Annotated in this window: 13 protein-coding genes; 3 read left to right on the forward strand and 10 right to left on the reverse strand. The window is 71.4% G+C overall.

All coding sequences use genetic code 11. The features are described 5' to 3' along the window. Positions 1–12: 12 nt before the first annotated feature. Both ACH45E_RS17105 and ACH45E_RS17110 read right to left on the reverse strand, forming a co-directional pair. Complete coding sequence (locus ACH45E_RS17105) at positions 13–513, reverse strand: DUF402 domain-containing protein (protein ID WP_361440445.1); 501 nt, start codon at positions 511–513, stop codon at positions 13–15. Beyond that, positions 494–1,423, reverse strand: coding sequence for a GNAT family N-acetyltransferase (locus tag ACH45E_RS17110; protein WP_361440447.1), 930 nt, complete (start codon positions 1,421–1,423; stop codon positions 494–496). Before ACH45E_RS17110 ends, ACH45E_RS17105 begins: the two co-directional genes overlap by 20 nt. 71 nt (positions 1,424–1,494) lie before the next feature. Here ACH45E_RS17110 and ACH45E_RS17115 point away from each other — a divergent pair, with 71 nt between their 5' ends. Then, a complete protein-coding gene (locus tag ACH45E_RS17115; RefSeq protein WP_361440449.1) occupies positions 1,495–1,863 on the forward strand; it encodes a GntR family transcriptional regulator in 369 nt (122 codons plus the stop codon). An 87-nt stretch (positions 1,864–1,950) separates the two neighbouring features. Here ACH45E_RS17115 and ACH45E_RS17120 read toward each other — a convergent pair whose 3' ends face one another. Next, complete coding sequence (locus tag ACH45E_RS17120) at positions 1,951–2,721, reverse strand: DUF72 domain-containing protein (protein ID WP_361440452.1); 771 nt, start codon at positions 2,719–2,721, stop codon at positions 1,951–1,953. Positions 2,722–2,736: 15 nt separating this feature from the next. Continuing rightward, complete coding sequence (locus ACH45E_RS17125; RefSeq protein WP_361440455.1) at positions 2,737–3,855, reverse strand: DUF5925 domain-containing protein; 1,119 nt, start codon at positions 3,853–3,855, stop codon at positions 2,737–2,739. Between the two features lie 90 nt (positions 3,856–3,945). Here ACH45E_RS17125 and ACH45E_RS17130 point away from each other — a divergent pair, with 90 nt between their 5' ends. Next, a complete protein-coding gene (locus tag ACH45E_RS17130; RefSeq protein ID WP_361440458.1) occupies positions 3,946–5,367 on the forward strand; it encodes a xylan 1,4-beta-xylosidase in 1,422 nt (473 codons plus the stop codon). Positions 5,368–5,397: 30 nt separating this feature from the next. On the opposite strand, the gene ACH45E_RS17135 is transcribed toward ACH45E_RS17130, so the two are convergent. The 6 genes from ACH45E_RS17135 to ACH45E_RS17160 form a co-directional block, all read right to left on the reverse strand. Further along, entirely contained in the window at positions 5,398–9,096 is a 3,699-nt protein-coding gene (locus tag ACH45E_RS17135; protein WP_361440461.1) for a lipopolysaccharide biosynthesis protein, read from the reverse strand. Next, positions 9,089–9,886 (reverse strand): polysaccharide deacetylase family protein, encoded by a 798-nt coding sequence (locus ACH45E_RS17140; RefSeq protein WP_361440464.1) that lies wholly within the window; start codon positions 9,884–9,886, stop codon positions 9,089–9,091. Before ACH45E_RS17140 ends, ACH45E_RS17135 begins: the two co-directional genes overlap by 8 nt. Next, a complete protein-coding gene (locus tag ACH45E_RS17145) occupies positions 9,883–10,884 on the reverse strand; it encodes a glycosyltransferase family 2 protein (protein WP_361440467.1) in 1,002 nt (333 codons plus the stop codon). The genes ACH45E_RS17140 and ACH45E_RS17145 overlap by 4 nt, the downstream gene beginning before the upstream one ends. Further along, complete coding sequence (locus ACH45E_RS17150; RefSeq protein ID WP_361440470.1) at positions 10,881–11,705, reverse strand: glycosyltransferase family 2 protein; 825 nt, start codon at positions 11,703–11,705, stop codon at positions 10,881–10,883. Before ACH45E_RS17150 ends, ACH45E_RS17145 begins: the two co-directional genes overlap by 4 nt. A 366-nt stretch (positions 11,706–12,071) precedes the next feature. After that, positions 12,072–13,169: a GNAT family N-acetyltransferase gene (locus tag ACH45E_RS17155; RefSeq protein WP_361440473.1), complete on the reverse strand. Its 1,098-nt coding sequence runs from the start codon at positions 13,167–13,169 to the stop codon at positions 12,072–12,074. A gap of 1 nt (position 13,170) precedes the next feature. Beyond that, entirely contained in the window at positions 13,171–13,617 is a 447-nt protein-coding gene (locus tag ACH45E_RS17160; RefSeq protein ID WP_361440476.1) for a hypothetical protein, read from the reverse strand. Positions 13,618–13,908: 291 nt separating this feature from the next. Here ACH45E_RS17160 and ACH45E_RS17165 point away from each other — a divergent pair, with 291 nt between their 5' ends. Then, positions 13,909–14,715, forward strand: coding sequence for an SGNH/GDSL hydrolase family protein (locus ACH45E_RS17165; RefSeq protein WP_361440479.1), 807 nt, complete (start codon positions 13,909–13,911; stop codon positions 14,713–14,715). The last annotated feature ends 5 nt before the right edge of the window (positions 14,716–14,720 follow it).

Here is a 14,720-nt window from a genome sequence, read left to right on the forward strand (position 1 = left end):
CCCCGGCGGGCCTCAGGCCAGCAGGGCGTCGAAGCCGCCCCCGCGGGCCAGGGCCTCCAGTTCGTCGAGCGCGGCCAAGGCCGCCTCGGCGGCTCGCGGATCCCGCTCCGCAAGTCCGCTCTCGGCGAACTCGTCCTCGTCCAGCCGCCGTACGTCGCCGCCGTCGGCGGAGCGCCACAGGTCCAGGTCGAGGTCCTCGACGACCAGCTCCGTCCCGGAGACGACCGCCGGGCGGGTGATGTCGCAGTACCAGCCCTTCACGCCACCGTCCGCGGCCCGGACCTCCTTCACCGCGTACCAGCGGTCACGCCAGTAGTACTCGGTGAAGACGTCACCGGGCTCGAAGCGCACGAAGCCGAAGTCGCGGACCCCGGCGCCCGCCCAAGGGGCCCGTACGGCGACCCGGGTGCCGTCGTCCCCGATGAGCTCGCCCTCGTAACGGATCTTCGTCCGGCCGCCCTTGACGAGCACGACCTCCACCACCGTCGCCGCGTCAGCCGAGTTCGCGGACATGACGTACCTCCGTCGCGCAGACCTCGTACCCGAACCACTTGTTGATCGCCAGCATCGGGCCGTTCCCCGCGTCGTTGCCGGTGAACGCCTCGCTGAGCCCGGCCGCGCGGGCCCGGTGCAGGGAGTCGTTCTTGGCCAGCTTGGCCAGGCCCCGGCCGCGGAAGGCGCGCGCGGTGCCGGTCATGACGGTGCCGTAGCGGGTGCCGCCGTCCGTGCGGGCCACGCTGAAGGCGGCGGGGCGTCCGTCGATCACGGCCACCGAGGTCAGTTCGCGGCTGATCAGCGGGTGGTGCCAGGTCTCTTCGAGCCAGGCCTCGTAGTCCGTGAACTCGTAGGCGATGTCGCTGGGTTCGTCGGACATCGTCTCCGCGTCCAGCTCGAACAGCGGACGCGGATCGTCCGCGAAGTCGGCCCCGGTACGGAGTTCCACGCCCGGCGGGAGTTCCGTGTGCGGCGGCAGGGTGCCGTGCGCCAGGTCCAGCCGGAGGAAGTGCGCGGAGCGGCTGGGGCGATAGCCGTGCCGCTCGGCGAAGGCGCGGCTGCCGGGCTCGTCCAGCACCCACGCGAACAGCTTCTTCGCCCCGCGCTCGGCCAGGTGCTCCTCGGCCGCACGGACCAGGAGCGAGCCCGCGCCGCGGCGCGTCCGCCCGGGGTGCGTGTACACGTTCACGTAGCCCACGCCGGGCTCCGGGCTGTCGTGGACGATGCCGACCTGGGCCGTGCCGATGATCTCGCCGTCCTCCTCGGCGACGAGCGGGCGGTAATGGCCGTCGGGGTGGGCGTGGGCGAGGTCGTGGGCGAGGGAGTCGGGGGTGACCAGAAAGAAGGGGAGCCCGAGTCGCCGGACGAGGGCGAAACCCTCGGCGTCGGCCCGGACATCGGGACGCAGGTCGCGCACGATCACTGTCATGGGGCCGCACGGTATGCGGCGGCCGTGCCCGGATGCCTCTTATTTTCCGGCGGGTACGAGAGAATCGGCCCGTGACCTTGAAGATCCACATCGACGACAGCGCGCCGCCGTACGAGCAGGTGCGGGCGCAGATCTCCGAACAGGCCCGGTCCGGTGAACTGCCGGTGGGATACCGGCTGCCGACCGTGCGCGGGCTGGCCGAGTCGCTGGGGCTCGCGGTGAACACGGTGGCCAAGGCGTACCGGGCGCTGGAGACGGACGGGGTGATCGAGACGCGGGGCCGCAACGGAACGTTCGTGGCTGCCGCCGGCTCGGCTGCTGTTCGGGAAGCGGCGGCTGCGGCTCAGGCCTACGTCGAGCGGGTGCGGAGGCTCGGGCTGGACGAGGCCGCGGCGCTTGCCGCCGTGCGGGATGCCCTGCGGGCGGCTTATGGGGAGTGAGTGGGGCTTGGGGGAGTTCGGCACCGCCGGGAGGCGACGGCGGGGCTGAGCGCCGTTGCCGCGGAGAGAAAATCGCGGCGCGAACGGTCAGCGGTGGGCCGTCAGGTCCGGTGTGCGGGTCGGCGTCAGGCCCGCCTTCGTCGCCGCCTTGCCGAAGGTCACCGCGTCGGCCACCGCCGCGCCGCCCGGGTCGTTGTTGAAGTAGGCGTAGACGTCGTCGGCCCTGGACCAGGTGATGGCGATGCGGTCGGCCCACGTCTCCAGGGAGCGGCGGCCGTAGCGTGGCCACGGCTGGGCGCGGCCCTGGTGGAAACGGACGTAGCCCCAGTCGGTGGTGCGCCAGAGCGGGGTGACCGGGCGGGCGAGGACGTCGGCCCAGCACAGGGCGGCGCCCCGGGACTCCAGTACCCGGCGGATCTCGGGCGTCCACCAGGAGTCGTGGCGCGGCTCGACCGCGACCCGTGTGCCGGAGGGGAAGCGGGCGAGGCAGGCGTCCAGCAGGCCGGGGTCGGCGCGCAGGGTCGGCGGGAGTTGGAGCAGGACCGGGCCCAGGCGGTCACCGAGGCCCGCCGCGTGGGACATCAGGCGCCGCACCGGCTCCCCGGGATCCTTCAGGCGCTTGATGTGGGTGAGGTAGCGGCTGGCTTTGACCGCGACCACGAAGTCCGGCGGCACGCGGGCCCGCCAGGACTCGAAGGTCTCCCGCGACGGCAGCCGGTAGAACGCGTTGTTGATCTCCACCGTGGCGAAGAGCCGTGTGTACTCCTCCAGCCACAGCCGCGTCGGGACCCCGGCCGGGTAGACGAGGTCCCGCCAGTCCTTGTACTGCCACCCCGAGGTACCGACGAACAGGGGCATACATCCATCAAAGCACTACAGATACAGCCCCGCGTCCGCCCCGTCCCGCGCCCCCGGAACCGAGGTCGGTGACGTGCCCCGGCGCAGCGCGTACAGCTCCGCCAGCGTCGCCCCGTCCCGGCCCACGGTGTCCTCCTGGCCGTCGGCCCCGCCGGCCTCACCGCCGAGCCAGGCCACCGCCTCCTGACGGGTCAGCCTGCCGACCTCGATCCGGGCGAGGCAGCGGCCGGGCCGGACCACCGCGGGGTGCAGGCGCTCCAGGTCCTCGTTGGTGGTGACGCCCACCAGGACGTTGCGGCCCTGCCCGAGCAGGCCGTCGGTCAGGTTCAGCAGACGGGACAGGGCCTGGCCGGCCGTGTGCTTGGCCTCGCCGCGGATCAGCTCGTCGCAGTCCTCCAGCAGGAGCAGCCGCCAACGGCCCTTGCCCGCCGCGTCCTCCTCGCCGATCGCGATGTCCATCAGATAGCCGACGTCGGAGAAGAGCCGCTCCGGGTCGAGCACGCAGTCCACCTGGCACCAGTCCCGCCAGGAGCGGGCGAGCGTGCGCAGCGCCGAGGTCTTGCCGGTGCCGGGCGGGCCGTGGAGCAGCAGCAGGCGGCCCGCGATGTCCTGAGGGGTGGTCTTCATCAGGTGGTCCATCGCGTCGGCCACCGGTGCGGTGTAGTTGGCGCGGATCTCCTCCCAGGTGCCCGCGGAGATCTGGCGGGTGGTGCGGTGCGGGCCGCGCCTGGGGGAGACGTACCAGAAGCCCATCGTCACGTTCTCCGGCTGCGGCTCGGGCTCGTCGGCGGCGCCGTCCGTCGCCTCGTCGAGCACCTTCGCCGCGAGTTCGGCGCTGGTCGCGGTCACCGTGACGTCCGCGCCGCGGTTCCAGCGGGAGACCAGCACGGTCCAGCCGTCGCCCTCGGCGAGGGTGGCGCTGCGGTCGTCGTCGCGGGCGATGCGCAGGACGCGGGCGTCACGGGGCAGCAGCGTCACGCCGGAGCGGACGCGATCGATGTTGGCGGCGTGCGCGTACGGCTGCTCGCCCGTCGCGAAGCGGCCGAGGAACAGCGCGTCGACGACGTCGGACGGCGAGTCGGAGTCGTCGACGTTGAGCCGGATCGGCAGAGCGTCGTGTGGGTTCGCAGACATGCCGCCATGATCCGGCACGGACCCGCCCCGTGCACCCGGTTTCCGCCGTGCCGCCCCCTCCGTCCTGTGACAAGTCTACTGTTGTCCCTGATGGGACGTCATGGGTGGAATTCGTATGCTCGGCGGTGGCGGCTCACCGCCCTGCTCGGTGTGGGTGTGGCCGCTCTGGCCCTGGTGGTGACCCTGATCAACACGCTTCCCGGCAGCGGCGGCACCGCGGGGACCTCACGCGACGGGGACAAGGTGCACGGCACCCCGGCCACCCCGGCGAAGCGCCCGGAGCCCTCTGTGGGCTGGGGCTTCACCCACACCCAGTTCAGCGCCGACGAGGGCGGCGGGACGGCGACGAAGCGCGTGGCGGAGCGGCTCTCGCAGAGCGGCGGGCTGCCGCAGAACCAGCACATCATGGGCTGGGGCGCCGACAACCCCGAGCCGGTCAAGGGCCGTTACGACTTCACCGCGATGGACCGGCGCATCGACTTCGTCCGCGCCTCCGGCGGCACCCCGGTGATCACACTGTGCTGCTCACCGGACTGGATGAAGGGCGGCAAGGCGGGCGTCGGCAACACCGACTGGAGCCGGTCCGCCCTGGAGACCGCCCCGACGCCCGCCCACTACCAGGACTTCGCCGACCTCGCCGCGACCGTCGCCAAACGCTATCCGGACGTACGCCACTTCATCGTCTGGAACGAGTTCAAGGGCTTCTGGAACAACGCGGACGGCCGCTGGGACTACGAGGGGTACACCCGGCTGTACAACCTGGTCTACAAGGCGCTGAAGAAGGTGGACGCGGACATCATGGTCGGCGGCCCGTACCTCGTCATGGACAGTGTCGACCCCCGCCAGAAGCAGGACGCCTCCACCGCCCTGCGGGGTGCCTGGGGTGCCATGGACCAGCGGGTCCTGGACGCCTTCGGCTACTGGAACGCGCACAAGGCCGGCGCCGACTTCGTGGTGGTCGACGGCTCCAGCTACACCAAGGACGACGACCTGCTGCCGGACGAGTTCGCGGCGACCCGCAAACTCACCGCCGTGAGCGAGTGGGTGCGGCGGCAGACCCACGACCTGCCACTGTGGTGGGCCGAGTACTACGTCGAGCCCGCCGACGGCGACGACGACCGCTCGGGCTGGTCCGAACAGCACCGGGTCGCCGTCCAGGCCACCGGGATGATCGCCATGGTCGAGGGCGGCGCCGACTCCGGCTTCTACTGGAACCCGGAGGAGGAGAAGGGAACCGGCTGCCCCGGTTGCCTGTGGACACCGACCGACACCCCGGGCGGCGGCGCGGAGCTTGCGATGTACGGCCTCGTCGAGCGGTTCGGGAAGGCCTTCCCGCCGGGGAGCAGGTACGAGACCGTCTCGGTCGCCCCGGACGACGTGCCCGACGTACGCGTCCTCGCCACCGACAAGGCCGTCCTGGTGGTCAACACCCTGAACCGGTCGATCAGCGCGAAGGTCGACGGAAAGCGGTTCGGCATGCGGGCGTACGAGGTGAAGTGGCTCGCCCGGTGAGCCGGATCAGCCCGACGAGCCACGCGCGGCTCATTTCATCGTCGTGAACCGCTGCACCAGCGAGGCCAGCACCACCGCGAGCAGCGGCAGCGAGAACCAGAAGCTGCCCTGTAGCAACCGCAGTTGCCGCACCCCGGGCCGCACCGCGACCCGGACCACCTCACGCGCGGTGAGCAGCAGCATCAGCGCGACGGCGGCGAGAGCCCCGACCACCGACCACGGGGTCCAGGTCACCTGCGGCCCGATCGGTCCGGGATCGGGCCTCGGCACCTTGCCCGCGGGCTGCTCGCGCAACGCGTACATGGTCACGTCGTCGTTGGCCAGGACCCTCGTCAGTTCCTGCCGGTCGTCGAGGTTGCGGATCAGCCGGGACTCCCAGCCCGCCGGGTAGCCCACGTCCATCCGCAAGTACGTGACCTGACTCTGATTGATCATCAGATACGAGTGGGGACCCGCGTCCTTGAGCGCCTTGACCAGGCCCGACACCAGCACCGGATCGGTCGGTGCCAGAGTCGGCACATAGTTCACGCGCTCCATGTCCTTCGCGCCCCACGGCATCGCCGGCGTCACGTTGTTCACCGTGTCGTTGCTCAGCCACAGCAGGCGCACCGTCGGCCGGTCGTGGGCGTAGACGTAGTCCATGGCCGCGACCTCGCCGGGCCGGATCCGCTCGAACGCCTCGTTGCCCCAGCGGGCCACCAGGAAGCCGCCCATGAGCAGCAGACCCGCCAGCAGCGCCGCGAGCGGGGCCAGCCGGCCGCGGTCCTTCTCGCGTTCCGCGGCGGTGGCGCCGGTGCGCGGGAAGAGGGCCAGACCGGCCAGCAGACCGGCACCGGGCAGCGCGAACATGAAGACCCGCAGGGCCATCTCACCGCCGTACGACTGCATGCCGAAGCCCAGGAACGGCACGAAGGTGAGCACCAGCAGCGACCGCTCGCGGTACCTGTTCCAGCGGCGGCGCAACCAGCCGAGGCAGGCGAACGTCATCACCCCGCCGGCCAGCAGCACCCGTGTGTACAGGACCAGCTTGTGCGTGGGGTCGCCGCCCTGGATACGACCGGACACGGACGTCGACACGTTGCTGCCGACCCCGCCGACCCCGCCGAACAGCTCGTCGAAGTGCCCGGACCAGTACGGCTCGGCCATGAAGCCGACCCACACCGCGACCAGCACCGCGAACAGCATGGGCAGCCCGCGCAGTTCCGACTTGCCGACCAGCACCAGCGCCGCGAGCACCCCGAGCATCACGAACGGGGTGAGCTGGTGCGCCGGGACGCTCGCCGCGTACAGGCCGATCAGCACCATGAGCAGCACGGCCCGCTGCCGCCGGCCGGCCGGCTCGACCTCCGCCTCGCCGGGGCGGAACCTGCCCCACAGCGCGTGCGGGGCGCGGAACCAGACCAGGAGGACCGCGACGAACACGAGGTACAGCAGATAGGTGAAGCCCTGCGGGGAGAAGTAGTCCTGGCCGACCCAGCCACCGAGCACGAACACCCACACGCCGGTCCACTTGGCCCGCCAGCTCGCCCGCAGCGCGCGGGTCAGCAGGAATATCGGGGCCAGGTAGGCGAGTTGGATGGCCAGCGGCCACCAGCGGATGATCTCCGTGAAGTCGGTGACGCCGCAGGCCCTGCCGATGAACGCGGCCGCCGCGAAGAAGCCCGGCCAGCTCCAGCGGGCGTCCAGGTCCGGCACGGCCGACCCGGTGCGGTCGATGTAGTCGATGAACCCCAGGTGCTGCCAGGCCGTCGCGAACCGCGGCTCGGTCTCGATCACGGCGGGCAGCGCGTGCAGGGACACCACCGTCGCCAGCAGCGTCGCGAGCAGCAGCGCCCGGTGCTCGCGGGCCGGCCGGAGCAGCGCGGCGAACACCACGACCAGCAGCGCCGCGCCGGCCAGCGTCGGCAGCGGCAGTACGGAGACCAGGCCGAGCCCGCCCATCCCGTCCAGGCGGCCCTCGTCGAGCCGCAGCGCCGGTACCCAGTACAGCAGCAGCGCGGCGATCAGCAGGCAGCCGAGGAGGAGACCGGTGCGGGTGGGCAGCAGGCGTTCTGGGAGCGAGCGCGGTGGCCGCGGGGGTTCCGGTACGGCCACCTCGGTCTCGATCTCCCGCAGCAGCGAGGCCTCGGCGGGGCCCAGCGACGCCTCCGCGCCCGGCTCCCTCTCCCACTCCCGTGGCAGCGGCACCCCGGCCGGCGGGGTGCCCGGTCCGGGGCGCACGTCGGGGCGGCGCTCCTGGTGGTCGAAGTCGACGTGGATGCCGAGCGCGAGGGTGTCGCCGTCCAGCGCCCAGGCCGGTCCCCGCCTGCGCGGCTCGGACACGGCGGGGACCTCGCGCGCCCCCAGGTCGGCGAGGTCCCCGTCCGGCGCCGCCGCCTCGGGGACGGTGTCCGGCGCGGCCCTGACGGTCCTGAACAGCTTCGGTGCCGCGATCGCCACGATCACCGCGAGAGAGGAGATCTCGGCCACGCCCGCACCGCTGAGGCCCATGCGGGGCAGCAGCAGCAGCGTCAGCCCGAGCACCAGCACGCACAACAGCCCCTGCAGCCAGGCCAGTGGGGCGGTGCGGCTCTGCGCGCGCAGCACCGCGAAGTACGTCTCCATCACCACGCGCAGCAGCGCGCCGACCGCGAACCAGCGCAGCAGCGGGGTCGCCGCGTGCGCGTACCCCGGGCCGAAGACGCCGAGGATCCACGGCGCTCCGAGGAACAGCAGCCCGCAGATCGGCAGCATGATCCGCGCCATCCGCTTCAGCGCCGCCCGGGTGTTGGCGGCCAGCCGCCCCGGCTCGTGCGAGCCCTCGACGGTCAGGGACGCGCCCATGTTGATGGCGAGCAGGTTCACCGTGCCGCCGATGGTGGTGGTGATGTAGAAGTACGCGTTGTCCTCGGAGCTGACCTGCGCGGCGATGATCACCGGGACCAGGTAGACCACGGCGAGGGAGAACAGCGAGCCGGTGTAGTCCCCGGCGAGGAACCTGCCGATCTCCTTCACCGAGGGCGGCTGGGCGTGCTCCTCGGTCGCCTTCACATGCCGGGGGACCAGTTTCCGGAACACCAGCAGGCCGAGCGGCACCACGGAGGTGGCGATGGCCAGCACCCAGGAGGCGAAGACGCCGGTCGTCGGCATCGTGGCGGCGAGTGAGACCAGCAGCGCCAGCTTCACCGCCGAGAACACCGTGTTGCCGACCGGCACCCAGGGCGCGCTGCGCAGACCGGTCAGCACGCCGTCCTGGAGGGTGAGCAGGTTCCAGGCGGCGATGGCCATGATGAAGCCGAGGCCCTTGACGGTCCCGTGCAGGAACCGGTACGACGGCCCCCAGGTGTCCAGGGTGAGCAGGAAGACCCCGGCCGCGAACGCCACGACGACCGAACTCGCCAGGTACGTACGGGCGATGAGGCGTCCGGTGGAACGCCCCGACACCGGGATGAACCGGGCCAGGGCGCCCGTCAGGGTCACCGCGGTCAGCCCGGCGAGGAGTTTCATCGCGGCGATCGCGGCCGAGCCCTGGCCCACCGCGGACTCGGAGTAGTAGCGGGCGGCCACCAGCCAGTAGCCCAGGCCCAGGACCGCGGAGATGCCGGTGTTGAGCATCAGCGCGTAGGCGTTGCGGAACAGCTGGTTGCCGCCCGGGGACCGGCCGCGCCCCGGCAGGCGGAGCCGGCGCCCTGGCTGCCCGGGCGCCTCGGTGGCGGTGGTCGCGGCCTCGGTGGTGGTCGTGTCAGACACGGGAACGGATGGCCTTCCGGACCTGGCGGGCTCTGCGGACAACGGCGTACCCCTTGGTGAGGGCACGGTCCCGGGCGAAGGCGCGGGCGATCGAACGGCCTTCGAGCAGCCGCGCGAACTCCTCCGCGTCCGTGCCGCGGCGCACGGTGACGCGCCGCAGCGCGTACGGGCCCTGGCGGCGGCGGGCGAGCGCGTTGCCGACGGCCAGGGCCTGGGCGAACCCCGCCGCGCGTACGGCCCGGCGCACCCGGCGGCTGGAGTAGCCGTACGGGTAGGCGAAGGAGGCGGGTACCGTGCCCAGTTCGCCGGCGACGATCTCCTGGCAGCGGACCAGCTCGGACCGCAGCGTGTCGTCGTCGAGCTGGTCGAGCTGCGGGTGGGTGTGGCTGTGCCCCCCGATCTCCACGCCCGCGCCCGCGAGGTCCCGCACCTGGTCCCAGTCCAGCATGGTGTCCAACCCGCCCCCGGTGTCGTGCACGCCCCGGATCCAGCCCGTCGAGACGAACAGCGTGGCCGTGAAGCCGTGCTTGGCGAGCACGGGCAGGGCGTGCCGGTGGACGCCCTCGTAGCCGTCGTCGAAGGTGATCAGGACCGGGCGGTCGGGCAGTGGCCGCCCCGACCGCCAACTCGCCGCCAGCTCCGCCGTCCCGATCGGCGTCCGCCCCAGATCCCCGGCCATCGCCATCTGCTCCGCGAACGCCTCCGGCGTGACGGACAGGGCCCGGGTGGCGGCGTTCGGCGAGGTCGCGACCGAGTGGTACATGAGGATCGGCACGGGTGCGTCCGTCATGCGCGGCCCCCGTCCTCGATGCGCACGACGGAGAACACGGTGCCGCCCCGCCGGGCCCGCACGCTCCCCACCGCGTAGCCTCCTGCCGCCGTGAGCACCCCGGCGACGATCGCGCCCGCCCGGCCCGCGCCGCCCGGGCGGGCCAGCAGGGCGTCCCGCAGGCCACGGGCGATTCCCGCGGGCAGTACCCGGGTGGCGTACCGGCGTTCCGACTCCAGCCCCTTGTCCGCGCCGACACTGCGGGCGACCAGGGCCTTGGAGAGGCCCTCGGCGTAGACGCGGGTGCGGAAGTAGGCGAAGTGCTCGCGCGCCCCGGGCACGCGGTGGTGGATGACCGCCCGGTCGTCGATGAGCAGGATCGCGTCGGGCCGGGCGCGGGTGAGCCGGATGCACAGCTCGGTCTCCTCGCAGCCCAGCGGGCGCCGGTCGCCGTCCCGGCCGATGCCGGTGGCGAAGCCGCCCGCCGCGTCGAAGGCCGTACGCCGGAAAGAAGCGTTTCCGCCCAGGACGTTGCGCACCCGGACTTGCCCGGCCGGCAGGCCCCGGTAGGTGCAGCCGACCACCCAGTCGAACTCCTCCGGGAACCAGGCGGGGCGCCGCCCCGACGCCCACACCGGCTCCGTACGGCCGCCGACGGCCATCACCCGGGGATCGGCGTACCCCTCGGCGAACCGCCGCAGCCAGTCCCGCTCGGCCACGGCGTCGTCGTCCAGGAAGGCGATCACCTCGCCGCGGGAGGCGGAAATACCGGTGTTGCGGCCCGCGGACAGGCCGCGGGGGCCCGCGTTGGCGAGCACCCGCACGTCACCGGCCTCCTCACCGGCCTCCTTGTACTGACTGGCCAGCCGGTCCAGGAGCATCGGATTGTGGTCGACGACCAGGAGCGTCTCCAGCGCCGGATACGACTGCGCGCGCACCGAGGAGACCGCCGCGAGGATGTCCTCCCAGCGGTCCTCGGTGTACACGCAGATCACGACGGAGATGTCGGGATCGCTCAAGACACCTCTCCCTGCCCGGCGTTCAGCATCGGCGAGTGCTGGGCGGCCATACGGCGCAGTGCCCGGCGGTTGGAGCGCTCTCTCAGGATCACCCTGAGCACCCGCAGCCCGTCCCGGACGGCCCGCAGATTGCTCGTGCCGTGGATGCGGAGGTACTCGTGGCTCGGGATCTCCTGCACCTTCAGCCCCGCCTTGACCACCCGGATGTTCATCAGGGTCTCGACCTCGAACCCGGTGCAGTCGAGGTCGATCTTGTCCAGGCAGTGCCGCCAGAACGCGTTGTAGCCGTAGCAGAGGTCGGTGTAGCGCGCGCCGAACTTACGGTTGACGACCGCGCACAGCGCCCGGTTGCCGAGCTTGCGGATGAAGGTCATGTCGTCCGTGCCGCCGCCGTTGGCGAAGCGTGACCCCTTGGCGAAGTCCGCGCCGGAGACCAGCGCGGAGACATAGCTGACGATCTCCTGCCCGTCGGCGGAGCCGTCCGCGTCGACCATCACGATGATGTCGCCGCTGCACGCCTCGAACCCGGAGATCAGGGCATCCCCCTTGCCCTTGCCCCGCTGTTCGACGACCTTGACCTTCGGCCACAGCTCGCGTGCGACCTCCACGGTGTCGTCCGTGGAATTGCCGTCCACGAGAACGACCTCGTGTATCCAGTCCGGCAGCGTCTTGAAGACGTACGGGAGATTCTCCGCCTCGTTCATGGCGGGAATCACCACGCTCACCGGCGGCGCGATGGCCAGGTGAGAGGAGACGGGCCGATAGGTGGTGGCGATGAAAGGATCATTGCCTGGATTGGGCGGGTGGAGAACGGAACTCATGAACGGTTGTCCCTCTCGTCCGGTGGGCCGCCCGCCCCTGGGCGGCCCGCTCTGTGTCCGGTTCGAAAGGGGGGTTCTCACCCACGGCACGGCGAACGGATCTCCGAGCACACGGGTGAGCTGGCAAAGCTGGCCGGCCTGCCGCGAATCGTCGGCAGCCGGTCGCGCGGCACGGCTCGGTCACCCCATTCGGTCACCGAGCTCGGCACCCCCCTACCGCGCCCCGCGCCGGAACGCCGTGGCCCTGAGCCCTCCCCTGGAGCCGTTGTCGACGGACCGATGCGGGTGAGATGTCTGACGGTATTGACGATTGAACCCGTATGGCAAGGCCTGGACCGAAGCCTCACGTTTTTGTTGGTTTCGTCATTACATGTGTCTCGAACGGACCTTTCCCATCCGTTTGAGAATTCTGTCCGCCGGTTCGAACAGTTCCGGCCGCGACATCACCGTGTTGCGCAGCGCCCGGACCGGGGCGCGCCGCGCCCGGTGTCCGACCGCCATCGGGTGACGCCTGGTCACCCACCCTTCGGACACGGCGATTTCGCGTGTCTTCAGGGAGTCCTTGTATTCCTTCTGGCCCCGGCCGAGATCGAGATGGGCGATGCCGTCCGCGGCGGCCGCCTCGGCCATCCGCAGATGCAGGATCAGTCCCGGTGAGTACTTCGCGAACGCCGGGTCGTACGCCGGGAACCAGCAGGCCAGTATTCGCTCGGTGCGCAGCCCGAAGTGGGCGGCGACCGGCCGGCCGTCCGCGTACAGCACCGACAGGATCCCGGCGAACGGTTCGGAGCGGGTGTGGAAGAGCCGGGTCACCAGCCGGGTGATCCACTCGTGCGCGAAGCGGTCACTGCGCCCCGTCCGGCGGTACTGCGCGGACTTCCACGCCATCAGCGTGTTCAGGGCCTCGGGGTCGCGCTCGTCGTGGACGTAACGTACGGTGCCCGCGTCCCGGCCGAGCTTGCGTTCCTTGGCGAGCGTGCTCCGGGTGAACTTGGGGGAGTGGGCGCGAAGTCGGCCCAGATAGGCCTCGTAGCCCTGGTCGACGTCCATGACCGGGGACGGGAAGGTGCCGGAGGCCGAGGCCTCGAACGGCTGCTGGCCCTGGACCAGATGGTCGAACTCCCACAGCGCGAGCCCGCAGGCCCGCAGTAACTCCTGGGCGTCCCAGGTGAAGCCGGGCCGGTGCACCAGGCCCTGGCAGTCGGAGACGCCGAGACCGACCGCCCGGCCGACGCCGGTGGCGGATCTCTGGTACGGGAAGAAGGCGGCGGCCTCGCCGTCCTCGTGGACCACCGCGATCCGCACGCCGCGTCTGACCCGGCCCACCGCGAGCGCGAACTCCGGGGACAGGAACGGGTTCGCCAGTTCGGGGGTGCCGTGGAGATGGGCCTTGGCCTGCATCGCCGTCCAGGCCGCCCGGTCGGCGGCGCTCAGTTCACCGGGGCGGTACACCCTGATGTCCACGTCACACGCCCTGTCTTCTCGCCGTACGGCCCTGTCTTCTCGCCGTACGGCCGTGCGGCAGCCGCAGCAGGACCAGCAGGAGCAGGAGGAGGCTGAGCACGGTCACGGCGGCGGCCCCGCCGCGCACCGACCAGCGGTGCACGGCCAGCATGCCCTGCGCCACCAGCATGTTCACGGCCACCGCACCGGCCACCGAGGCGAGCGAGCGGCCGAACGGATCCAGCCCGCGCAGCGCCGCCGCGATGGCCGCGGCCGGGGCCGCGAGCAGGAAGAACAGCACGCACGGGCCGCGCAGGAACCAGTGCGAGCCGGTGAGCGCGAGCAGCGCGCCGACCCCGCTCACGGTCGTGGCGGCCCCCGCGAGCAGCGGCGACAGGTCCCTCCCCGGCCCTGGTCGCGCACGCTCGGTGCCGTCCGTTGCGGCTGACTTGATGCCTATGTTCTGCATGGGCGACTTTGCCCCCCGAAGCGCCGGATGCCGGGCTTCAATGTCGCGCAGCCCCGAGGGGGCCGTCAAGATGCGGAGGCCCCGCGCACGGCATCTTGTCCGGCTTTAAACATGCGCTGGGGTGTCGCTTGAAGGTCACCTGTGAGTCACCTCGTCGAACATAAACAAACAGGCAGAGAGCGTACGAAATCGATCCTGTTGGGGCGTCAAAAGTCTTGGCATGAACACTTCCCGTCAACACGCGTAGTTGCTACGACGGTTGAGGCAGAGATCCTGCTAAAGGGAGGTTCCATGAGACGTTCCCGGTTTACGGCATTCGTGACCTCACTCCTCCTCGCCACCGGCCTCGCCCTCACCGGGGCGGCCACGGCGCAGGCTTCCCCCCTCGCCGCGACCGGCGGTTACGTGGCGCTCGGCGACTCCTACTCCTCCGGAGTGGGTTCGGGCAGCTACATCAGCTCCAGCGGCAGCTGCGACCGCAGCACCAAGGCGTACCCGTACCTGTGGAACGCCGCCCACGCCCCGTCCTCGTTCGCCTTCAACGCCTGCTCCGGCGCCAAGACCGGCGACGTGCTCGCCAATCAGCTCGGCTCGCTCAGCACCTCGACCACCCTGGTCTCGATCACCATCGGCGGCAACGACGCCGGCTTCGCCGACGTCATGACGACCTGTGTGACCGGATCCGACAGCACCTGCCTGTCCCGCATCAACACCGCCAAGGCGTACGTCGACTCGACGCTGCCCGGCAGACTCGACAGCGTCTACTCGGCGATCAGCGGCAAGGCCCCGTCCGCCCGTGTCGTCGTGATCGGCTACCCCCGCTTCTACCAGCTGGGGACGACGTGCATCGGCCTCTCCGGGACCAAGCGCGCCGCGATCAACGACGCCGCCGACTACCTGGACACCGCCATCCAGAAGCGCGCCCTGGACCACGGCTTCGTCTTCGGCGACGTCCGCACCACGTTCTCCGGCCACGAGCTGTGCTCCGGCAGCGCCTGGCTGCACAGCCTCAACCTGCTGGACATCAGCGAGTCGTACCACCCGACCGCCTCCGGCCAGTCCGGCGGCTACCTGCCCGTGTTCACCAACGCGGCCTGATCCGC

Source organism: Streptomyces sp. NPDC020299, from assembly GCF_044387825.1.
Taxonomy (GTDB): domain Bacteria; phylum Actinomycetota; class Actinomycetes; order Streptomycetales; family Streptomycetaceae; genus Streptomyces.